The organism is Roseburia sp., from assembly GCF_041325975.1.
GTDB classification, from domain to species: domain Bacteria; phylum Bacillota; class Clostridia; order Lachnospirales; family Lachnospiraceae; genus Roseburia; species Roseburia rectibacter.
Genome location: NZ_JBGLEJ010000002.1, coordinates 1 through 21672 on the forward strand (window position 1 = coordinate 1; position 21672 = coordinate 21672).

The following is a 21672-nucleotide window of genomic DNA, read 5'->3' on the forward strand; positions in this document are numbered from 1 at the left end:
ACAGCAGATTCCGGGGAGGGCAGTGATGGCGGGAAGTCTGGAGCCGACGGATAAAAATGATGTCGGGCCGCATGGATACTGGCTGGGGACGATCGACAAAGAGCATACGGATATTCATTTTCATCCGGTGAAAAAGTGTGAATACTGTCATGAAATTTATCCGGTTACGGCAAAAACAACGGATCTTGAACTTGGGGATTGGGTGAGAAACCTGCTGGAGGAAAGACCCGGATATCAGTATTTTCGTTTATTTCTGCGGGGAAAAATTTTGCCGGATATAGAATTTGATACAGAAAAACTTGAAACGTTTGACCGGGTTGTTGATGTGACAGAGCAGCTTTTGCCGGATTATGATTATGATAAATTAAAAGAAAACTATAAAGGTACCCTTTTGGGGAATTACATAAAAGAAATGGAAAAAAGACCACAGGATGTGGTCACAAAAAAAGCGTTGGAATATGGAGTCAACGCATTATTGGGATATAAGATATGCAGATAAAAGAAGCGATCATTGGTCAGTTTGGAAAATTGCAGAACAGGCAGATCTCATTTGAACCAGGGATCAATGTGATCTATGGAGAAAATGAGGCGGGAAAAACGACACTGCATGATTTTTTGCTTGCAATGTTTTTTGGAATGGAAAAAGGGCGTGGAAGAAATACATTAAACAGCATTTATAAAAAGCACGAACCCTGGCATGCCCCTTCGTACTATAGTGGTGCCCTGCGATTTCTTGTGGATGAAAAACCATTTTATTTAGAGCGTAATTTTTATTATAAGGATAAAAAAGATATTTTGAAAAATGAGGCAGATGGAGAAGAACTGTCGGTAGTTTACGGGGATCTGTCAATGCTGCTTGGTGGAATAGATAAGGAAACGTTTGGAAACACTTATGATATACCGCAGACAGGTGCAGTGACAGGAAAGGAACTGGCAGATATTTTGTCTGAGTATCTATCGAATGCTGCTGAGGGCGGTGGTGCCAATATTCAGGTTCAGAAGGCTAAAGCAGCACTTACAGCGCGGAAAAAAGAACTGGCGCAGAAAGTAAGAATAATTCATGAACAGAAAAATGAGGATATCAGGCAGCTCATTGTGGAAAAAGATCTTTTAGAACGGGATGCACGTGGATTACATGCCAATATTGCGGATGCAGAGAGAGAGATCAATCAGTTGAAACGTGTGCGCGTGGAAGAAATTGGTGAAAAGCGAAAGAGATTATCTGAGCAGAAAAGGCAGCAGGCAGACCGCAGAGAGAGACAGGAAAATGCACCGCACAAAAGAGAAATTGATGGGGCAATGCAACCGGAAAAAGAGCATCCGGACCGTATGGCAGGGATCGGAATCTGTGCTTCGGCACTGCTTGTCAATATAGCAGTACATTATGTTACTTCGTATCCGTCTCGTCTTTTTTTTATTTTGCAGGCAGTCTTTTTTGCAGGTATGATTCTTTGCGGACTTTATGTGGGAATCCGTTATGCGGTGGAACAGGCAAAAAAAGAGGCATATATGTCAGCACAAAAGAGCGATATAGAGGGTGTGACGCAGGAAACATATGCAGATGCCGGGCTAAGGCAGGCAGAGCGTATGCTCCTCAGTCTCAAAGAGTCTTTGTCTGAAAAAGAGACAAGACGTTATAATATCATGCAGGATATGGAAGAGGCGAAGCAGCCGGGAGAGCAGGAACGGGAGTTGTTAGAAGATATCCGCGCATTAGAACTTGCAGCGGCAGAAATTGACCGCCTTTCAAGCGAATACTATGAGGAAAGCCTCGATGAACTTGGCAGTGCCGTCTCAAAATGGATGTCACAGCTTACAGCGGGAAAATATGATCATGCCATTGTAAAAGAAGATGGAAAACTTTTTATTTTAGCAGATGGAAAAGAAGTCATGCCGGAGGCGTTAAGCCATGGAACGTTAGAACAGATTTATCTGGCATTTCGTCTTGCTGTCGGAGAAATCGTGACAAAAGAGGAGCCTATGCCTGTCATTTTTGATGAAGCATTTGGAATGTATGACGAGAAACGTCTGATGCAGACACTTTGTGCACTTGATGGGATTGTCAGGAGAGAGCAGGGGAGACAGATTTTGATTTTTACCTGTCAGAAACGTGAGATGGAATTAATGGAACGGGCAGGGATTACATATCATAAAATTGTTTTGAAATAGAGGTGATGCAGTTATGGCAGCCAGAAAAAGGAAAAAGAAGAAATACCGTATGTTCTGGTTTTTGGCAAAGATGCAGCTTGTTCTGCTTCTTGCAGTGATCGCGGGAGCATGCTGGTATTATTTTGGCGGTTACGCAGAAGAAGTAAAGGACTTAAAGACGCAGGCGGTGGAACTGGTGCGTTATTCCAATAAAGAAACATTTAAAGCTAACCAGACCAGTATTGTTTATGCTTCCGATGAAAGCGTGATCTCTACACTAAAAGGTGGAAAAGATTCTTATTATCTTTCGATCACAGATATTCCAAGTAATGTGATATGTGCAATTGTCAGCATAGAGGATAAAAAATTTTTCCGGCATAATGGAATTGATTACCGGGCGCTTGTACGTGCGGTAAAGGCGATGATCGAAAATGGAGAGGCGACGCAGGGCGGCAGTACGATCACAATGCAGCTTGCAAGAAATATTTTCTTAAGCCAGGAAAAAACATGGCAGAGAAAAGTTGAGGAAATGTATATTGCAAGAGAACTTGAAAAGAAATATACAAAGGACGAAATTCTCGAATTTTATCTTAATAATATTTACTTTGGAAACGGATATTATGGGATTCAGTCAGCAAGCCGCGGGTATTTTAACCGGGATGTGCAGGATCTTGATCTGTCAGAGCAGGCATTTTTATGTGCTATTCCCAATAATCCGACGCTTTATGATCCTGTTACGAATATCACAAACACCTACAAAAGAAGAAACCGTATTTTAAAAAATATGCTTGATGATGGAAAAATATCCCAGACTTCATATGATAAGGCGTTAGGTCAGGTAATCGCATTAGACCGCCCGGAGGCACTGGCAAAAAATGATTATGTAGAGACTTACACTTATTACTGTGCAGCAAGAGCACTAATGGAAAATGAAGATTTCCATTTTCAATATCAGTTTTCTTCGGAAGATGAAAAAGCAAAATATGATGAAGCATATGAGACGCTTTATAATGAATGCCAGAAAAAATTGTATACTGCCGGATACCGGATCTACACATCATTTGACCTGAATTTACAGCAGGAACTGCAGGATTCTGTAAATGATGCGCTTGCTGGTTTTACGGAGGTCAATGATGAGGGTGTATATGCGTTGCAGTCTGCAGCGGTCTGCATTGACAATGACAATGGTTATGTCAGGGCGATCGTGGGTGGAAGAAGCCAGGATTTTTCCGGGTATACGTTAAATCGTGCATTTCAGAGTTACAGACAGCCGGGGAGTGCCATTAAGCCGCTCACGGTCTATACACCTTCTTTTGAACGCGGTTATACGCCGGATTCGGTAGTTAAAGATGAGCCGATCGAGGACGGTCCAAGAAATGCAAACGGATCTTATTTAGGACAGATCACAGTACGGACTGCAGTGGAAAAGTCTGTCAATACGATCGCATGGAAATTATATGAGGAGCTGACACCGGAAGTAGGTCTTTCTTATCTTGAAAACATGAATTTTGCAAAACTTGATGCCAATGATTACAGACCGGCAACGGCGCTTGGCGGTTTTACAAATGGTGTGTCTGCGCTAGAGATGGCATCCGGTTACGCAGCGATTGAAAATGATGGAAATTACCGGACACCGACCTGTATCGTTAAGATATTAGACGCGGATGGCAATGAAGTTTATGCATCTGAACAGACGGAGGAGACTGTGTATAAACAGAACGCAGCGCGCATGATGACAGATGTTTTAAAAGGTGTTATCACAAGCGGAACGGCACATGGACTCGGACTTGGCAGTATGCCATCAGCTGGAAAAACAGGTACATCCAACGATCAGAAAGATGGATGGTTCGTAGGCTATACGAGATATTATACAACCAGCGTGTGGGTGGGGTATGATATGCCCAAAAAACTTGACAAACTCATGGGATCAACTTATCCGGGTACGATCTGGCAGAAGTTTATGTTAAAGGCGCATGAAGGGCTTTCCCCGATGGAGTTTCTGCCATATGCGCAGGTGTCGGATGAGGTTCATGTATTCCGTCAGGAAGATACGGAAGAAAATCCGGATCAGAACGTGGATGAAAATGCCGGGCAGGAGCAGCAGGCGGATGACCAGCAGCCACAAGACCAACAGCCACAGGATCAGCAGCCACAGGATCAACAGCAGCAACAGGAACAGCAGCAACAACAAGACCAACAGCCACAGAACCAGCAGCCACAGGATCAACAGCCACAGGATCAACAGCAGCCACAGGATCAACAGCCACAGGATCAACAGCAACAAGATCAACAGCAACAACAAGACCAGAAACAACAAGACCAGCAGCCACAAGATCAGCAACAGCAACAGCAACAACAGTAGGAGCAACCAAATCAGCAGCAACAGCAACAGAATCAACAGCAGTAACAGAATCAGTAGCAGACAGATATAACAGTTCTGACAGAATATCGTGAGGTCAGAAATACCCCTTGGAATTGGCAGGTATCCGGAAGCCTGGATACGTATCAAAGATCCATAAGGGGTATTTTTTTTGTAAATGCTAAAAATAGTGCACCATTTTAAAAATCAGGTATCTGTTTTATACCCTATGCGGATGGTAACATAAAAGCATCTTAAGAAACGAACCAAATGGGAGGGTTTTAATCATGAAGAAAAAAATTGTTACATCAATTCTTGCAGCAGCAATGTTAGTTTCCATGGCAGCCGGATGTGGAAACAACACAGCAGACACCAGTACAGGTACAGATAATTCCGCAGGAACAAAGACAGAGAGTCAGGCAGCGGGAACGGAAAACAAATCAGATGCAGCAGATACAGCCGATTCCGGAGAAGCAGTTACTTTAAGATTATTCTCCAATCTGCCGGATCGAAAGAACGGACAGGGACTTGTAGAGCAGACGATCATTGATGAGTACATGGCTGAAAATCCAAATGTAACGATTGAGGTTGAGGCACTTGATGAAGAGTCTTACAAGACAAAATTTAAAGCATATGCGATGAACGGCATGCCGGACGTTGTAAGCATCTGGGGACAGCCATCTTTCTTAGATGAAGTCCTTGATTCCGGTGTTCTTGCTGAGTTAAATGAGAGTGACTATTCTGATTATGGATTTGTATCCGGTTCACTGGATGGATTTAAGAAGGACGGAAAATTATACGGACTTCCAAGAAATACAGACATCATGGTTTTCTATTACAACCAGAAAATGTTTGAGGACAATGGCTGGGAAGTACCGACCACTTATGATGAACTGCTTGACCTTGGTAATAAGATCAATGCAGCAGGAATCGTTCCGGTAGCAATGGATGGTGGTGACGGCTGGGTACTTGCATGTTACATGCAGGATCTGATGGTACGTTTAGAGCAGACACCGGCAGCAAAAGTTTCCGATGCGATCGCAAATGCAAACTTCCAGGATGAACTGTTCACCAATGCAGCACAGTTATTGCAGGATACTGCAGCTTCCGGATTATTCCAGACAGGATTTGATTCCCAGGATTATGGTACGGCACAGAACCTGTTTACAAACGGTCAGGCAGCAATGTTTTACATGGGAAGCTGGGAAACATCTATGGCATTAAATGAGGATATTCCAGAGGATGTCCGTGAAAATATCAGAGCATTTGTAATGCCATCCGTAGACGGTGGAAAAGGAACACAGACAGACTTAGCAGCATGGAACGGCGGTGGATATGCAATTTCTTCTGAATCAGAGCAGAAAGAAGAGGCTGTTAAATTCTTAAATTATATGTATCAGCCGGATAAATTATCCAAATACGGCTGGGAAGATGGTGTCGGACTTTCAGCACAGGATCAGAGTGCTTATTTAACAGGCAGCGAGACAGAACTTCAGCTTCAGATCATGGATCTGTTAAAGAACGCAACCAATATTTCCGGAACACCGATCAACGACTGTGGTTCCTCCACATTTAAGACAATGATCGAGACAGATATCCAGAGCCTGTCAAACGGAACACAAAGCGTCAGCGATTTTCTTGCAACATTGGAAAAAGCTTGTGAATAATCAATGAAAAAGGGGCTGCTGCAATGTGAGCTGAAAGTGGTAACTGCAGCAGCCTTTTTATAAAAAGGAGCCAATATGAAAAATTTGTACAGTAATAAAATGGTGATTTTCAGTCTGATCCTGCCGGGTATCCTTGTATTTTTATTCGCAATTTTAGCACCGATCTGTTTAAGTGTTTATTATGGTTTTACGGATTATTCCGGTATGGGGACAGCAAAATTCATTGGGATGAAAAATTACATAGACCTGATGCACGACAAATCATTTGGCAGGTCATTACTTAACTCATTGCTGCTTGCAATCGGATTTATCTGCATCCAGCACCCGATCGCAATCGTGGTAGCAGCAGTACTTGATAAACTGCAGGGAAAAGCAGAAGGATTTTTCCGCTGCGTATATTTTATACCGAACGTTATTTCCGTGGCAGTCATTGCCTATCTTTGGAAATTTATATACAATCCGGATTTCGGACTGCTCAACAATATTTTAAAAATTTTTGGCTATCAGGGAAAAGTCAATTGGTTTTCTCAGGAAAACGCGATATGGTCAGTGCTGATCGTACTGATCTGGCATGGATTTGGATGGGGCATGCTCATTTATTACACTGGAATTAAAAATATCGATCCGGTGCTCTACGAGGCAGCATCCATCGATGGTGCAGACTGGAAAACAACATTTTTCAAGATCACACTGCCGCTCATGAAACCGGTCATCCAGATCAATGTGACAATGGCGATCATTTCCGCATTAAAACAGATGGAGACGGTTTATCTATTGACAAACGGCGGACCTGGCGATTCTACGCAGTTTGCAGCTAACTATCTGTATCAGCAGGCATTTAAGTCATTCCGGTATGGATATGGTAATGCCATCGGTGTTGTATTCATCATCATATGTATTCTTGTAACTGTTGGGCTTAATACGATTTTCCGTGACAAGAATACGGATTAGGAGGTGCATGATGAAAGTTAGTCAGAAAATAGGCAAGGTACTGCTCTGGGCCATTTTAATATTTGTGGCAGTCATTCAGATATTCCCTTTGATATGGCTTTTGGATTTTTCACTTGCGAGCAGTACGGAGATGTTTACGAACGGTCTTTTGATCATTCCGGAAAAAATACAGTGGGGAAATTATGTAACAGCATTTGTAGACGGACATTTCCTGCTCTACTTAAAAAACAGTATTGTGATCAACACTCTTGCAGTATTGCTGGTAATCATCATTTCCATTATGGCTGCATATGCGATCCGCAGAATGCGCTGGAAACTGAGCGGATTTGTAAAAACACTTTTACTGCTCGGTATGATGATCCCGATCCATGCGACACTGCTTCCGAACTATAAGATTTATAACGCAGTCGGACTTACCGATACGATCTGGGCGCTTCTGATCCCATATGTGGCTTTTTCGCTGCCGCAGGGACTGTTCTTAATGACCGGGTTTATTGATTCAATCCCGTGGGAGTTAGAGGAAGCAGCAGTCATGGATGGCTGCAGCATTTACCGTATCGTGTTCCAGATCATTACGCCGATGTTAAAACCATCGATCGCAACCGTTGCGATCATGACGTTTTTAAATAACTGGAATGAATTTATCATGGCAAGTACTTATTTAAGCAAACCTACATGGAAGACACTTCCGTTCTCCGTATTAGAGTTTACCGGACAGTATTCTTCAAATTATGCGGTACAGTTTGCAGTAATGGCACTTACCGCGGCACCGGCAGTTATTGTTTACATTATTTTAAATAAACACATCACAAAAGGTGTTGCAATGGGAGCTGTAAAAGGCTGATATGCAGACGCAAATGAAGATTATCATGTGGAAGGAATGAGTGTGATATGAGACAGAAAATTCGAAATATGAATATCCGGAAAAAACTGGTATTTTACAGTTACCTCATTATCACACCCATCCTCCTTCTGATCAGCAGTATCATGTTTGTCAGAAATTACAGAAAAAATGTAAAAGAGGAACAGGAGCAGTACCTAAAAAGTGTCGAAAATCTTTCCGAAGGGATTGACACTATGTTAAATGGTCTGTCAGAACTCGGAACATATATCTGTATCAATCAGGATATTCTGGATATTCTCGCAGAACAGGATTCCGGGAAATTAAACATGGATTCCCAGTTATGGGTCCATGAGGCACCGATGCGTACCATTGAGGATATGATCGCATTGAGCGGACAGATCAAGACACTGGCAATTTATCCGGAAAACGGAGTCAGACCATATCTGCGTTGTATGGATGCAACGGCATATCTTGATGATATTGGAACAGTACGGTTACAGGATACCTATCAGACGGCACTAAAAAAACGCGGAAAAATGTTTTTCCGGTCTGTCGGAAAAGGAAGCAGCGATACTTATCAGGCAAACCGTACTGAAAAAATCGTCATGTACCGGGAAATCTATAACCTTTCAAAAACAAAACCGTTAGGTTATCTGGTGGTCGGTGCAGATAAACAAAAATATACGCAGTTATGCGAAAATTCCCTGCCGATCAAGTCGGCAGGGCTTGTTGTAGTCAATGAAGAAGGAGTGGAACTGTTGCGGGCCGGAAATATTGATGAAGATGCTCTGCGTGATGTCATGGAAGAAAAATGTACGCCTGAAAATGTGGAAGATCATTTTATTTATACGTATAAAAGTAAAGAAACCGGAACAACCGTCTATGAGATGATCCATAAAGATGATGTGAGAAGTCAGATTTGGGATATTGCAGCAGGGCCGCTCGCACTGCTTGCCGGTTTCTTTTTAGGGCTGTATCCGATCCTTGCCCTGGTTTCTGATATTGTATCAAAACCATTAAAGAAACTCTGCAAAGCAATGGAGTCCTTTGAGCAGGGGGATTTCTCACAGAAAGTGGAAGTGATGACCGGAGACGAAGTCGGAGAGGCGGCAGCCTGCTTTAACCAGATGGTTGAAGCAATCCATGAGCTGATCAATACCAATTATGTTATGGCATTAAAAGAAAAGGAAAGTGAATTAAATGCCCTGCAGGCACAGATCAATCCGCATTTTCTTTATAATACTTTAGATTCGCTGTACTGGCAGGCAGTGAATGAAGGAGATGAAGGGATTGCGGATGACATTATAGCGTTGTCAAATCTGTTTCGTCTGGTGCTTGGTCAGGGAAGAGGAATCATCAGTGTTGAAAATGAAAAATCATTGGTCGAGCAGTATCTGCATCTTCAGAAAATGCGTTTTTCCGATAATCTGGAATACAAAGTTGGGATGTCAGATGAAATCCTGGAACGAAAAATACCAAAGCTGATCTTACAGCCGTTTGTGGAAAATGCAGTGGTACATGGATACGAAAAGACCGGAGAACGCTGTCTGGTCAGTGTGATGGGATGGCATGAGGACAACTGGCTTATATTTAAGATCAGTGACGACGGAACCGGTATGACAGAGACACAGTTAAAGGAAATCTGGGAAGTACCGGATGAAAAGCGCTATGCAGGCCAGAGGATCGGGCGTTATGCGATCCGCAATGTAAAAGAAAGATTGGATCTGATGTATCATTCAAATTTTGTATTGGAAATTGAGAGCAAACAGGGAAAAGGAACCTGTGTGACGATAAAGATTCCATGGAATATCTGATTCCACAGTGAGAAAAATACGAAAGAACGGAGGTTTTGTAATGGGAATTAAATTACTGATCGCAGATGATGAAGATGTTGTGAGAAATGGCATTACAAAATATATCCAGCTTCATACCGACCGCTATGAAAAAATTTATGGTGCAAAAAACGGACAGGAAGCACTGGACTTTATTTTTCGTTACCGACCGGACATTATGCTGCTTGATGTACAGATGCCAGTGATGAATGGCATAGAAGTCATGCAGGCGGCACACCGCGGGGGAATTTTGCCAAACACGATTATTTTAAGCGGTTATGATGAATTTCGTTATGCGCAGCAGGCGGTGCGGTTCGGGGCGCGTGAGTATATGTTAAAGCCGAGCCGTTCTTCTGATATTTTAAAAAAGATCAATGAACTGGCGGATGATGTATTTGGACCGGAAAATGAGGAACCGCCTGTGATCATCCAGAAAAACCAGCTGGTAGAACTGGCAAAAGAATATATGGATGAACATTATTTTGAAAACCTGTCGTTAAACGATATTGCAGGAAAAATCGGAATCAGTCCGGCATACCTTTCGAGCCTGTTTTCACAGCAGGCGGGTATCACGCTGATCGATTATCTGAATGAGGTGCGGATCGACCATGCCTGTGTCTATCTGGAACAGAATTTTTTCAAAACTTATGAGATCGCTTACAAGGTGGGATTCCGGGATGAAAAGTACTTTTCCAAGGTATTCCGCAAGGTCATGGAGATGTCTCCGTCGGAATATAAAAAGAGGAGTAAATATGGATACAAGAAACCCTTGATGAAGGCTTGACATACAAAATTGGAAACGTTATCATTAGCTTAATATGAGCAAAAACAATAGCGTGGCAGGCGTTTTGCTGCGAAAATACTGGAGGATTGAAAATGAAAAAGTATGCATTTGGAATTGATGTTGGGGGAACTACCTGTAAGATTGGATTTTTTGAGACAAGCGGAAAGCTGATCGATAAATGGGAGATCAAGACCAATACTGAAAATAACGGAGCAGCGATCCTGTCTGATATTGCACAGGCAGTGGATAATAAACTGGCGCAGGAAGGCATCAGTAAAGATGATGTACAGGGTGTTGGAATCGGTGTTCCAGGACCGGTTAAGAGTAATGGTGTGGTAAACCGCTGTGTAAACTTAGGCTGGGGCATTGTTAACGTTGAGGAAGAGCTCGGAAATCTGACAGGTCTGAAAGTCAAAGCAGGAAATGATGCGAACGTTGCAGCTTTAGGAGAGATGTGGCAGGGTGCAGCAAAAGGCTGTAAAGACGTTATCATGGTAACACTTGGAACCGGTGTCGGCGGCGGTATCATCGTAGATGGAAAAGTCGTTGCAGGATTTAATGGTGCAGGCGGTGAGATCGGACATATCACCGTAAATCATGATGAGATCGAGGCATGTACCTGTGGACAGTACGGCTGTTTAGAGCAGTATACTTCCGCAACCGGTATCGTTCGCGTGGCAAAGAGAAAACTTGCTAAGACCAACGATGAGACAAGCCTTAGAAACTTCCCGGAACTGACTGCAAAAGATGTGTTTGATGAGGCTAAGAGCGGAGATGCAGTGGCACTTGGTTTAGTGGATGAAGTCTGCGGAATCTTAGGATCTACCTTATCTAATATTGCATGTGTGGTTAATCCGGAAGTTGTTGTTATCGGTGGCGGTGTTTCCAAAGCAGGAAGTATCCTGATCGAGAGCATCCAGAAGCATTTTGTGGAGACATCCTTCCATGCCTGCCGCAATACAAAGTTTGTAATTGCAGGACTTGGTAATGATGCCGGAATGTATGGATGTGTGCAGATGCTGTTGGACTAATCAGTTTCCAGATCTGAAGTTGTATAGCTTTTCCGGTATTCCCCCGGAGTCGTATGGAACTGTTCATAAAACATGCGGCGAAATAATTTATAATTGGTAAAACCATGACGTTCTAACAGCTCCTTTAGAGGAATATCTGTGGATGTCAGGTCGTGATAGATATGGGATAGCCTTATTTCATTTAAGTATTGAAAGTAGGTGACTCCCATATTTTTTTTGAAAAAATGACAGAAATATTCTTCCTGAAAACAGGCTATGTTTGCAATTTGAGAGAGAGAGATAGGTTCATTATAATGTTCCCTTGTATAAGTCAGAATCGGATCTAAGCGTCTGAAGTTTTTTACATCTTTTTTGACACTGGAGCTTTCCACCTCTCTGGCAAAATTGTGATAGAGAAGATAGAGCATTTCAAAGAGCAGACTGTTAAAACGCAGCAGACCACCTCTGGGCTTGATCTGGTAGACAATCTGCATCTGCTTTACGACCTCGATCAACTGGAGCTGCTTGGTTTTCTGAATTGGATTGGTCGTGTGACAGTCGAAACCAAATACATAGGAATCTACATTCGGAATATACTTCTGTAAAAATTGGTAAGGAAACTGCAGCAAAAGGGCGTGGTTTCCGTTGATTGATTTTGTCGAATGGGGAAGACGTGAATCAATCAGGTAAATATCACCGGGCAATAACACGGTGGTCTGGTGGTTCATGGTAACATTTACTTCGCCGTCAATAATGTACATCATTTCTATGGCAGTATGCCAGTGCGTGGCAACAAAACTGCTCTTATCATTAAATTCCCAGAAAAAAATATCAAAACCGTCAGTGATACGGTCCTGTTCGAAAATCGGATCATTTTTTGAGTCTGACATGAGTTTTTCTCCTTTTTTGTGCAGTAACACGATTAAAATACTGCCTACTATGTTCAGTATAATGGATACTATGAAAAAAAGCAATATTGACCTATTACAAGACAGAATAGGCGCTTGTTAGAGTATTATGCGAATGGTAAGATAATTACTGTAATTAGTACAGACCAAACAAAAACAGGGAGTGGAACTATGGGAAAAAAGAAAGAAAATATACCAAAATTGACCTGTAAAGAAAAAAGAAAGGCGTATGCGCATGATTTTAAAAAGCAGCTTCCATTGCAGGTTATGGTCATACCGGGAATTATCTTTATGATCATTTTCTGTTATTGGCCAATTTATGGGCTGACCATTGCATTTAAGAGTTATACAGTTGTCGATACGATCAATTCGGCAAGATGGGTTGGTCTTGAAAATTTTAAGATCGTGGCGACGGATAAATATTTCTGGCAGTCGGTTGTGAATACACTTGGAATCAGTTTTTTAAAACTTTTGATCGGATTTACAACACCGATCATGCTCTCCATCATGATTTATGAACTGCGGGATGGCCCATTTAAAAGAGTGATCCAGACGATCTCCTATCTGCCACATTTCCTTTCCTGGATCGTGCTGGGTGGTATGCTGATCAACTGGCTGTCAACGACAGGACTTTTAAACCAGATCCTTATGGCGTTTGGAATGGTAGGTACACCGAAAAATTTCCTGCTGGATTCCGGGAAATACTGGTGGATCGCATCCTTATCCGACACCTGGAAAGAGGCAGGATGGGGAACGGTGCTCTACCTTGCAACGATGGCGGGAATCGACCCGACCTATTATGAGGCGGCAAAGATGGATGGTGCCGGAAGAATGCGCCAGATTTTCAGTATTACACTGCCGCTTATGAAAACGATCATCAGTCTTAATTTTATTCTGACTGTGAGTGGGCTTTTAAAATCCAATTTGGATCAGACATTAGTTCTTATGAATTCACAAAACCAGGTAAGAGCAGAAGTCATTGATTCTTATGTTTATCGGATGGGTATGACACAGGGAGATTTTTCCTATGCGACTGCGGTAGGACTTGGCGTATCGGTCGTATCTGTGATCTTACTTGTGACAGCGAATAAGATTACCGGGAAGATTAATGAAGAATCAGTATTGTAAATGGAGGCATATATGGGAAAAACAAAACGATACACAGGAGACAGGATATTTGATTTTGTGAATACGGCAATTATTCTGATACTTACAGTTTTGATACTGGTGCCGCTGTTGAATGTGGTTGCGTCTTCTTTTGCGGGAAGTACGGCATTAGCGGAGGGAGGATTTATCTTCTTTCCAAAAGAGTGGTCATTAGACAATTACAGAGCAGTGTTTAAGGACACTTCCATCTGGCAGGCATTTTTGATTTCAGTTGCAAAAACAGTGCTCGGTGTGGTCACGCATGTATTTTTCTGTGCGATGGTCGCATTTGCACTCAGCAAGCGGGATTTGCGGGGACGAAAACTGTACACGGTAATGGGAATCATCACGATGTTTTTTTCGGGCGGCATGATTCCAACTTACCTGTTGATGAAACAGCTCGGACTTTTAAATAATTTTATGGTGTACATACTGCCACAGCTTTTCAGCTATTATGACGTTGTCATTCTGATGAACTTTTTCAGACAGGTTCCGGCATCATTGGAAGAATCTGCAAAAATTGATGGCGCCGGTGTATGGAGAATTTTTCTTACGATCGCAATGCCATTATCAAAACCGGCACTTGCAACGATCGCACTTTTTAATGGCGTATACCAGTGGAATGATTTTATGACTGCGAAATTATATATGACAGATAAAAGCCTGTACCCAGTACAGATGAAGATTTATGAGATCATTGTACAGCAGCAGGCACAGAGCATGAACAGTATCGGAAATGTTGCACTTTCCACGACATCGAAAGGAATACAACTTGCAACAATTGTAGTTACAACAGTACCGATCATTATTATTTATCCGCTCTTACAGAAACATTTTGTATCAGGAATGATGCTTGGAGCGGTCAAAGAATAATTGTAGTAGAAAAGGAGAGAGGAACATGAAAAAATCAATGTGGAAAAAAGGAATGGCAGCTGTATTTGCAGCGGCGCTTGCAGTGGGGACACTTGCAGGCTGTGGCGGGGGATCAAAACAGACAGATGCAGGACTGACACAGACCGGCGAGGACGGAGTTGTAGAAGGTGGACGTTATACGCTAGATGAAAACACACCGGCATGGAAATCAGACACCAAAGAAAATACAAAACTGACCTGGTATGTGAATGCAGAATGGTGGAACACCGACTGGGGAAACGATGTGGTGACAAAAAAGATCAAGGATGACTTAAAACTGGATGTGGAATTTTTAGTCGGTGATGATACGAAACTGAATACATTTTTTGCCGGTGGGGATATGCCGGATATTATTACCGTTTTTGACAGCAACTCAAGTGTGGCACAGAAGGCAGATACCTGGGCATATGCACTGCAGGATCTTGCAGATAATTATGATCCATATTTTTACAAGGTGGCATCGGATCAGACCTTAAGCTGGTTCTCGATGGATGACGGCAAGACCTATGGATATCCTGATTATTCCAATACACAGGAGGATTATGATGGTGGCGATATTTTCGCAAAAACAGCATTTGTGATCCGGAATGATGTGTATGAGGCGCTCGGTAAGCCATCTATGGGAACACAGGAAGAGTTTCTTAATGTACTTGGAGAAATTAAAGAGAAATACCCGGATCTGATTCCACTTGGTTTTAACAACTTTGAGACAGACGGAACAAGTTCTCTTGGCGATGTATTACAGGATTTCTTAGGGGTTCCGATCGCAAATGATGACAATACATTCTATGATAGAAATATGGATGAGGATTATCTGTCGTGGATTAAAACATTCAATGAGGCATATCGTGATGGTTATATCAGCGATGACAGTTTTACGGATGACAACACTGCATGGCAGGAAAAAGAAAGTATTGGTAAATATGCCTGCATTATGATGGATGGTACGGTGCAGCAGTCTGGTTTCCTTACCACGTTTGCAAGCTCAGATCCGGATGCAGCTTATATTGCAATCGACGGACCGCAGAGTACAAAAGGCAATGCACCGAAACTTAATCAGGCAGGAATCAGTGGATGGATGATCACATATGTTTCTAAGACCTGCAAGGATCCTGCAAAAGCAATCCAGATATATACCTACCTTTTAGATGATGACGGTCAGATTCTTACTAATTACGGCATTGAGGGAGAGACATATGAGATCAATGCAGACGGTAAATATGAACTGACAGAAGCAGCAAAAGAATTGCGTGACAGTGATAACGACCGCTTTAAAAAGGAGATGCGTCTCGGTGAGTTTATCCCATTCGGACATGACCGCTATAAAGCATTGAGCGATGATGCATACCCGGATGCAGTAAAACAGATGCAGGAGTGGGGCATTGGAAAATTATATCCGCATTTTATCCTTGAAAATACTGATCCGGATACCGGAAGCAATGAGGCGCGTGCATACAGTGCGATTAAAACTAACTGGGCGACCACTTTAGTTGGTATGATCCGAGCAAATGATGATGCAGAGTTTGACAGTATTTTAGAGGCACACAAACAATTCCGTGCAGATAATGACTGGGATGCGATTGTAAAAGAACGCAATGAAAAAATGCAGAAGAATGCAGAAAAATTAAATACAAAATAGGAGAGACGGATCATGAAATATTACACAAGTGGGAGAAATTTCACATTTAAAGAGGCGGAGAAAGAATTTCAGACAGACGCAAAATGTGAGATGAATCTGATCAAAGCATACCCGAAAATCACCTATCAGGAGATTCTTGGCATGGGTGGAGCGCTGACAGAATCGGCAGCCTATACCTATGCGCAGATGAGTCCGGAAAAGCAGAAAGAGCTTCTTGACCTGTATTTTGGAAAAAACGGAAACCGTTATAATTTCGGGCGTGTGCATATTCAGAGCTGCGATTTTGCACTTGGAAACTATGCATATGTGGAAGATGAAACAGACAAAGAACTAAAGACATTTTCCATTGAGCGTGACAAAGAGTATATTTTGCCGCTGATCCATGCGGCAAAAGAGCAGGAGGAAGAATTGACATTGCTCGCCTCCCCATGGAGTCCGCCTGCGTTTATGAAAACAAACGGTGAAATGAATCATGGCGGAAAATTAAAGAAAGAGTATTACGGCATGTGGGCGGATATGGTAGCGCACTATGTGACAGAATATAAAAAACAGGGCGTTCATATCAGCAGGCTTACAGTACAGAATGAGCCGAATGCGTCACAGACATGGGATTCCTGTCTGTTTACCGGAAAAGAAGAACAGGAATACGTATGTGGCTATTTAAGACCGGCATTAGATGCTGCCGGACATACCGAAGTAAAGATTAATATCTGGGATCACAACAAGGAGCGCGTCTTAGACCGTGCGATGGAGAGCATGTCCACAGAAGAATCAAGAAATGCGATTGATGGAATCGGATTTCACTGGTATACCGGAGATCATTTTGAAGCACTGCAGGAAGTGAGAAACCGTTTCCCGGAAAAAGAGCTGATCTTTACCGAGGGATGCGTGGAATATTCAAGGTTTGCAGCAGACAGCCAGGTGGCTCATGCAGAAATGTACGCGCATGATATATTAGGAAATTTCAATGCAGGAATGAACGCTTATTTAGACTGGAATATCTACTTAGATGAGCAGGGTGGACCGAATCATGTGAAAAATTATTGTGATGCTCCGGTTATGTGTGATACAAAAAATGATACGATCGATGTTAAATTATCTTACTATTATATCGGACATTTCAGCCGTTTTATCAAACGCGGAGCAAAGAGGATGCTGATTTCCCGTTTTACATCACAGGTAGAAGCAGCCGGATTTGTCAACCCAGATGGAGGTAAAGTGGCAGTTCTGTTGAACAGAATGGATGAAGTGCAGAAGTTTACATTTGGTGACGGAAGCAAAGTGTGTGAGATGGAGATGGAGCCGCACACGATCATGACGATATGCTGGTAGCCGCAAAAGACTTCCTCCCTTGTTTTTGGGGCAAAATCCGAGGCCTAAATGGTTTACACATTATCTATTCTGGCTTCGGAATTTCCCTGGTGTGGTATGGTAATACTTATGAAAAAGTTCACAAAAATAACTGGTATTTGAAAACCCACACATATATGCTATTTCGGTAACGGACATTGACGTGTTCCGGAGAAGAAAAATAGATTTTTCTAAACGATAACGGTTTAGATATATCATAGGGGAAGTATTTAAATACCTTTGAAATAGAGAAGTGCATTTTGTTTTACAGCAGTTTCCGGCAGAGGAAATATCTTTCAGCAGAAGTTTTTCCGGATAGTTTTTTTTGCACATATCCGATCATCGCAGTCAGAGCCAGTATATCCTCTGTATTTTTATCGTAGTCTGGGAAGAAGTTCATATTTTCAGAAAGCAGCCGGAAAATATGAACAGACTTTTCCAGAATAATAAATGGTTGAATCTTAGTTATATTATTTTCATAGAGAATTTTAAGATCATGAAGAATAGTGTTTTGCCATTGAATAGACGGATTCAATTTCTGATAAGGGAAATGGCTGTTTTGTATCAGAGAATCTAAATAATTTTGTATAAAATAAGTATTTACAGAAAGAAGCTGTGGAGAGAGCAGAATACAGATAAAGAGACACTCTGCATGGGTATCGGAATAACCATAATGGAAGCAGCGGCTGTTGACGAAAATTCCCTCTCCGGTCTGTAATAAAATTTTCTGCCCATTGATATCATAAGCCATTTGTCCATCCAAAATCACAATAAATTCAAGATCGTCATGCCAGTGGCTGACAGCACGAAAATCAGGATAGCTTGACAGCTGTCCTTTTTTGATATATGCAGGGAAGTCCGGATTGTTATATTATTATGGCTGATTCTGGTATGAAAATCAATGGAAATTGTTTATTACAGAAAATATAAATGGTTAAAAAATTTAACAGAAACGGAGAAGAAAAAAATGGACATGAAAAAAAGAAGAGATATGCAGCTTGCCTATATTTCAGATGAGGCTGTTATGGAGGAACAGGTAAAATGCAGAAAAATCCTGCAAAAACTTAACTTTGCAGATCGTTCCGATTTTGATGAAATTGCAAAAACTGTAAAAGAACTTTTGGGAAAATCAGATGGTGCATGGATCAATCCGCCTTTTTATTGTGATTATGGTTCACATATCGAGGTAGGTAAAAATTTCTTTGCAAATTATAACTGTACGATTATAGATGTGGCAAAGGTAAAAATAGGTGATAACTGTCAGATGGCGCCGAATGTAGCTATTTATACGGCGGGGCACCCAATTTATCCTGATACCCGCAATTCTGCTTTTGAATATGGAAAAGAAGTTACCATCGGGGACAATGTCTGGTTGGGAGGAAATACAGTCGTCTGTCCGGGAGTACATATTGGAGATAATGTGGTAATTGGTGCAGGAAGTGTTGTTACAAAAGATATCCCGGACTGGTCGATCGCCGCGGGAAATCCATGCCGTGTTATCCGTAAAATAACAGAAGAGGATAAAAGAAAATTGTTTCATGACGAAGAGATTGATGATGAAGCATGGGAGATGATATGTGCGCAGAAGGAAAAATAAAATGACGGTGCGGGAGCATAACTTTCGTTGATAAAAGAAAAAGCCTGCGTGTACGAAATGTGTATATATTGCATTTCGTACACGCAGGCAAAAAAGTAGTTGTTGTGGAACAAAATAAAACAATGTTACGATTCCACGGCATTCTGTTTTACGCGTGCCATTGCTTTTGCAACCGGCGGGATACTGATGATGATTAAGGTAATGACTGCCTCCGGTACTAAGTAAGAAGCCTGATATCCCAATGAATAAAGTACCGGGTTCATACCTTCTGGTGCATAGGATGCGAAAAATACAACACCTGAGATCGTAGCGAATATAAAGCGTCCGATCACACCGACGATATATCCGATCTGAAGTCCCCATTTTTTCTTATTGAAAAATCCTGCAAGACCAAGTGCACCAAATGCAAGCGGGTAGTCAAGCAGCATTTGTGGAATGGTATAAAAAATCGGTTCGGTGACAAACTGTACCAGACCGTATGCCACGGCTGTCATGATCCCGACATAAGGACCGTACCAGTATGCGATCAAAACAATAAAAAGCATGGAAAGTAATGTGACAGAGCCGCCCATCGGCATTTCAAACAGTTTGATCATGGAACATACCACGGCAAGTGCGATGGCAACGGCAGAGTAAACGAGCTGTTTGGTTGTTAAGGCTGCCTTGCGGCTTGCATTTTTCTGACGCACAAACGCTGCAACGATGAGCAGTAATGCGATGATTACGACGACGATTACGATTCCGGTCACAGTAAGGTGTACGGAGCCGTCTCCCCAGGCGCCTTCCGGTGTAGCAAAAAAGTTATTCATAAATCCTCCTTGTTTGATTCTGGTATCAAAAGGTGGTTTTCAATTTTTGGCTGTCAAGTTGCACAAAGTCGGATCTATTTTGTTCCGTTGTCCGAAAATAAGAAAAACTAAGTATGCCTGATTTAGATTTTCCAGGAGTGACGTGTACGTCTTAAACGTCCCGTCCATGGGACGTTAAGACTTTTGCTGCCATCCATGGCAGCAAAACACTATGCATTAACAGGCATACTAAGATTTTCTAATTTTCTCCCAAAGTCACAAAACGAGTCCCAACTTTGTGCAATTTGACAATCGCTAAGTTGTGAGCCACCTTTTGACACCAGAATCCTAATTCATGATAATAGAATGTTCGCGGAGCGTACATTCTATTGTATACAAACACGGGGGATTGTTTCTTACCAGAATAAAGTAAATGAAAACGCTTTCTTACGCCGGTATTATCCGGGTCAAGTAATAAGGGTCGATGAAATCATCTCTCAGCACGTTGTAGATACCATGTGGTATAAATAGCACCCCTAGCATTTGTATGGAACGTTTCACACTATAGCAATTAATGATGAAAAAGTCAAATGTTGACAAAAAAAGCAACAAAAAATATAATGTCAAAAATGTAGAAACAACTTGCGGAGGATGAAAGACATGAAAAAAATTTATCAGAAACTGGCACTGACAGGCGTGCTTGCAGCACTGCTTCTTTCAGCTGGCTGCGGGGGAGCAAAGGAAACTTCCGCAAATGAAACGGCAGGGGATGTGCAGGCTGTTGGGCAGAAAACAGAAAGCACAGCGGATGCAGAGCAGACGGAATTGTATACAGAGACATTGGAAGCAGATACCGGGGCATTAGAAACAAATATTGAGGCGCAGACACAGGGTTATACGTTCACCGATGATCTTGGACGTGAGGTGACAGTGAAATCTGCAGATCGTGTGGCAGCGCTGATCGGTAGTTTCACAGATGTATGGATGTTAGCAGGCGGAAATGTTGTTGCAGCAGCAAATGATTCCTGGGAGAGCCTTGGTTTAGAACTTGATGAGAGTGTGGTAAATCTTGGAAGCATTTTGGAGCCGGATGTCGAGCAGCTCATTGCAGCGGAGCCGGATCTTGTGATCGCAAGTGCAAATACGGATGCGGATGTTGCATTGGAGGAAACACTGACAAAGGCAGGAATTACCGTTGCCTATTTTGACGTCGCGAATTTTGATGATTATTTAAACATGCTTTCCATCTGTACACAGATTACCGGCAGAGATGATCTCTATCAGAAAAATGGTCTGGATGTGCAGAAAGAAGTGGAAGAAATGAAGCAGAGAGCGGACGGCAGTAATCCGACTGTATTATTCCTTCGGGCAGCATCAAGCAATGTAAAGGCAAAGGGCAGTGACGGAAATGTCTGCGGAGAAATGTTAGCAGACCTTGGCTGTGTGAATATTGCAGACAGTGACGAGAGTCTGTTGGATGATCTTAGCATGGAGGCGATCATTGCGGCTGATCCGCAGTATATTTTTGTGACGATTCAGGGAAATGACAGTGATGCCGCTATGAAAAATGTAGAAGAACTTCTGACCTCTAATCCGGCATGGGCATCTTTGACTGCCGTGAAAAACGATCATTATTATATCCTTGATAAGCGCTTATTTAACTTAAAACCGAATGCAAAATGGGGAGAGGCTTATAAGCAGCTGGCAGATATTTTATACCCGGAGATGAAGTAAGAA

18 protein-coding genes, 1 pseudogene and 1 riboswitch are annotated in these 21672 nt (G+C 42.2%); of the genes and pseudogenes, 15 read left to right on the plus strand and 4 right to left on the minus strand.

What is annotated here, in order from left to right:
* The 9 genes and pseudogenes from ACDD58_RS00255 to ACDD58_RS00295 form a co-directional block, all read left to right on the plus strand.
* Positions 1–499: pseudogene (locus tag ACDD58_RS00255) on the plus strand (DNA repair exonuclease); the annotation flags it as partial.
* The gene (locus ACDD58_RS00260; protein WP_370774920.1) at positions 490–2169 is read left to right on the plus strand and encodes an ATP-binding protein; all 1680 of its coding nucleotides are present in this window, start codon (positions 490–492) and stop codon (positions 2167–2169) included. The pseudogene ACDD58_RS00255 and the gene ACDD58_RS00260, both read left to right, overlap by 10 nt.
* A gap of 13 nt (positions 2170–2182) precedes the next feature.
* On the plus strand, positions 2183–4510 hold the full coding sequence (locus ACDD58_RS00265; RefSeq protein ID WP_370774923.1) for a transglycosylase domain-containing protein: 2328 nt from the start codon (positions 2183–2185) through the stop codon (positions 4508–4510).
* Positions 4511–4794: 284 nt separating this feature from the next.
* Positions 4795–6174: an ABC transporter substrate-binding protein gene (locus ACDD58_RS00270; RefSeq protein WP_117921189.1), complete on the plus strand. Its 1380-nt coding sequence runs from the start codon at positions 4795–4797 to the stop codon at positions 6172–6174.
* A gap of 75 nt (positions 6175–6249) precedes the next feature.
* A complete protein-coding gene (locus tag ACDD58_RS00275; RefSeq protein ID WP_117921190.1) occupies positions 6250–7125 on the plus strand; it encodes a carbohydrate ABC transporter permease in 876 nt (291 codons plus the stop codon).
* 10 nt (positions 7126–7135) lie between these two features.
* Positions 7136–7969 carry a carbohydrate ABC transporter permease gene (locus tag ACDD58_RS00280; RefSeq protein ID WP_330414646.1) on the plus strand — a complete coding sequence of 278 codons (834 nt, stop codon included), beginning with the start codon at positions 7136–7138 and terminating at the stop codon, positions 7967–7969.
* Between the two features lie 47 nt (positions 7970–8016).
* Positions 8017–9783, plus strand: coding sequence for a histidine kinase (locus ACDD58_RS00285; protein WP_118210116.1), 1767 nt, complete (start codon positions 8017–8019; stop codon positions 9781–9783).
* A 40-nt stretch (positions 9784–9823) separates the two neighbouring features.
* Entirely contained in the window at positions 9824–10585 is a 762-nt protein-coding gene (locus tag ACDD58_RS00290; protein WP_117921193.1) for a response regulator, read from the plus strand.
* A gap of 92 nt (positions 10586–10677) precedes the next feature.
* Entirely contained in the window at positions 10678–11616 is a 939-nt protein-coding gene (locus ACDD58_RS00295; RefSeq protein WP_118210115.1) for an ROK family glucokinase, read from the plus strand.
* Here the strand turns inward: ACDD58_RS00295 and ACDD58_RS00300 are convergent.
* A complete protein-coding gene (locus ACDD58_RS00300) occupies positions 11613–12485 on the minus strand; it encodes an AraC family transcriptional regulator (protein ID WP_117921195.1) in 873 nt (290 codons plus the stop codon). The genes ACDD58_RS00295 and ACDD58_RS00300 overlap by 4 nt on opposite strands.
* A gap of 189 nt (positions 12486–12674) precedes the next feature.
* Between ACDD58_RS00300 and ACDD58_RS00305 the strand changes: the two genes are divergently transcribed.
* Genes ACDD58_RS00305 through ACDD58_RS00320 form a run of 4 tightly spaced genes read left to right on the plus strand, consistent with a single transcriptional unit; the run spans position 12675 to position 17532 of the window.
* Positions 12675–13631, plus strand: a complete 957-nt coding sequence (locus ACDD58_RS00305; RefSeq protein ID WP_117921196.1) for a sugar ABC transporter permease — start codon at positions 12675–12677, stop codon at positions 13629–13631.
* 12 nt (positions 13632–13643) lie between these two features.
* Complete coding sequence (locus tag ACDD58_RS00310; RefSeq protein WP_117921213.1) at positions 13644–14522, plus strand: carbohydrate ABC transporter permease; 879 nt, start codon at positions 13644–13646, stop codon at positions 14520–14522.
* 25 nt (positions 14523–14547) lie between these two features.
* On the plus strand, positions 14548–16200 hold the full coding sequence (locus ACDD58_RS00315) for a sugar ABC transporter substrate-binding protein (RefSeq protein WP_117921197.1): 1653 nt from the start codon (positions 14548–14550) through the stop codon (positions 16198–16200).
* A 12-nt stretch (positions 16201–16212) separates the two neighbouring features.
* Complete coding sequence (locus ACDD58_RS00320; RefSeq protein WP_117921198.1) at positions 16213–17532, plus strand: glycoside hydrolase family 30 beta sandwich domain-containing protein; 1320 nt, start codon at positions 16213–16215, stop codon at positions 17530–17532.
* 60 nt (positions 17533–17592) lie between these two features.
* On the opposite strand, the gene ACDD58_RS00325 is transcribed toward ACDD58_RS00320, so the two are convergent.
* On the minus strand, positions 17593–17883 hold the full coding sequence (locus tag ACDD58_RS00325) for a helix-turn-helix transcriptional regulator (RefSeq protein WP_117921199.1): 291 nt from the start codon (positions 17881–17883) through the stop codon (positions 17593–17595).
* Positions 17816–18394 (minus strand): cupin domain-containing protein, encoded by a 579-nt coding sequence (locus tag ACDD58_RS00330; protein ID WP_117921200.1) that lies wholly within the window; start codon positions 18392–18394, stop codon positions 17816–17818. The genes ACDD58_RS00325 and ACDD58_RS00330 overlap by 68 nt, the downstream gene beginning before the upstream one ends.
* A 123-nt stretch (positions 18395–18517) precedes the next feature.
* Between ACDD58_RS00330 and ACDD58_RS00335 the strand changes: the two genes are divergently transcribed.
* Complete coding sequence (locus ACDD58_RS00335) at positions 18518–19147, plus strand: sugar O-acetyltransferase (protein ID WP_117921214.1); 630 nt, start codon at positions 18518–18520, stop codon at positions 19145–19147.
* Positions 19148–19272: 125 nt separating this feature from the next.
* On the opposite strand, the gene thiT is transcribed toward ACDD58_RS00335, so the two are convergent.
* Positions 19273–19956 (minus strand): energy-coupled thiamine transporter ThiT, encoded by a 684-nt coding sequence (thiT, locus tag ACDD58_RS00340; RefSeq protein WP_117921201.1) that lies wholly within the window; start codon positions 19954–19956, stop codon positions 19273–19275.
* Positions 19957–20362: 406 nt separating this feature from the next.
* A riboswitch (TPP riboswitch) is annotated at positions 20363–20483 on the minus strand.
* 112 nt (positions 20484–20595) lie between these two features.
* On the opposite strand from thiT, the gene ACDD58_RS00345 reads away from it, so the two are divergent.
* Complete coding sequence (locus tag ACDD58_RS00345) at positions 20596–21669, plus strand: ABC transporter substrate-binding protein (RefSeq protein ID WP_186899265.1); 1074 nt, start codon at positions 20596–20598, stop codon at positions 21667–21669.
* Positions 21670–21672: the final 3 nt, after the last annotated feature.

Excerpts from the sequence above, each read along its gene's own strand:
- thiT (WP_117921201.1), bottom strand. The coding sequence starts at position 19,956 with ATGAATAACTTTTTTGCTACACCGGAAGGCGCCTGGGGAGACGGCTCC.
- ACDD58_RS00310 (WP_117921213.1), top strand. The coding sequence starts at position 13,644 with ATGGGAAAAACAAAACGATACACAGGAGACAGGATATTTGATTTTGTG.
- ACDD58_RS00275 (WP_117921190.1), top strand. The coding sequence starts at position 6,250 with ATGAAAAATTTGTACAGTAATAAAATGGTGATTTTCAGTCTGATCCTG.
- ACDD58_RS00305 (WP_117921196.1), top strand. The coding sequence starts at position 12,675 with ATGGGAAAAAAGAAAGAAAATATACCAAAATTGACCTGTAAAGAAAAA.
- ACDD58_RS00270 (WP_117921189.1), top strand. The coding sequence starts at position 4,795 with ATGAAGAAAAAAATTGTTACATCAATTCTTGCAGCAGCAATGTTAGTT.
- ACDD58_RS00285 (WP_118210116.1), top strand. The coding sequence starts at position 8,017 with ATGAGACAGAAAATTCGAAATATGAATATCCGGAAAAAACTGGTATTT.
- ACDD58_RS00335 (WP_117921214.1), top strand. The coding sequence starts at position 18,518 with ATGGACATGAAAAAAAGAAGAGATATGCAGCTTGCCTATATTTCAGAT.
- ACDD58_RS00325 (WP_117921199.1), bottom strand. The coding sequence starts at position 17,883 with ATGTGCAAAAAAAACTATCCGGAAAAACTTCTGCTGAAAGATATTTCC.
- ACDD58_RS00315 (WP_117921197.1), top strand. The coding sequence starts at position 14,548 with ATGAAAAAATCAATGTGGAAAAAAGGAATGGCAGCTGTATTTGCAGCG.
- ACDD58_RS00320 (WP_117921198.1), top strand. The coding sequence starts at position 16,213 with ATGAAATATTACACAAGTGGGAGAAATTTCACATTTAAAGAGGCGGAG.
- ACDD58_RS00290 (WP_117921193.1), top strand. The coding sequence starts at position 9,824 with ATGGGAATTAAATTACTGATCGCAGATGATGAAGATGTTGTGAGAAAT.
- ACDD58_RS00265 (WP_370774923.1), top strand. The coding sequence starts at position 2,183 with ATGGCAGCCAGAAAAAGGAAAAAGAAGAAATACCGTATGTTCTGGTTT.
- ACDD58_RS00260 (WP_370774920.1), top strand. The coding sequence starts at position 490 with ATGCAGATAAAAGAAGCGATCATTGGTCAGTTTGGAAAATTGCAGAAC.
- ACDD58_RS00345 (WP_186899265.1), top strand. The coding sequence starts at position 20,596 with ATGAAAAAAATTTATCAGAAACTGGCACTGACAGGCGTGCTTGCAGCA.
- ACDD58_RS00300 (WP_117921195.1), bottom strand. The coding sequence starts at position 12,485 with ATGTCAGACTCAAAAAATGATCCGATTTTCGAACAGGACCGTATCACT.
- ACDD58_RS00295 (WP_118210115.1), top strand. The coding sequence starts at position 10,678 with ATGAAAAAGTATGCATTTGGAATTGATGTTGGGGGAACTACCTGTAAG.
- ACDD58_RS00280 (WP_330414646.1), top strand. The coding sequence starts at position 7,136 with ATGAAAGTTAGTCAGAAAATAGGCAAGGTACTGCTCTGGGCCATTTTA.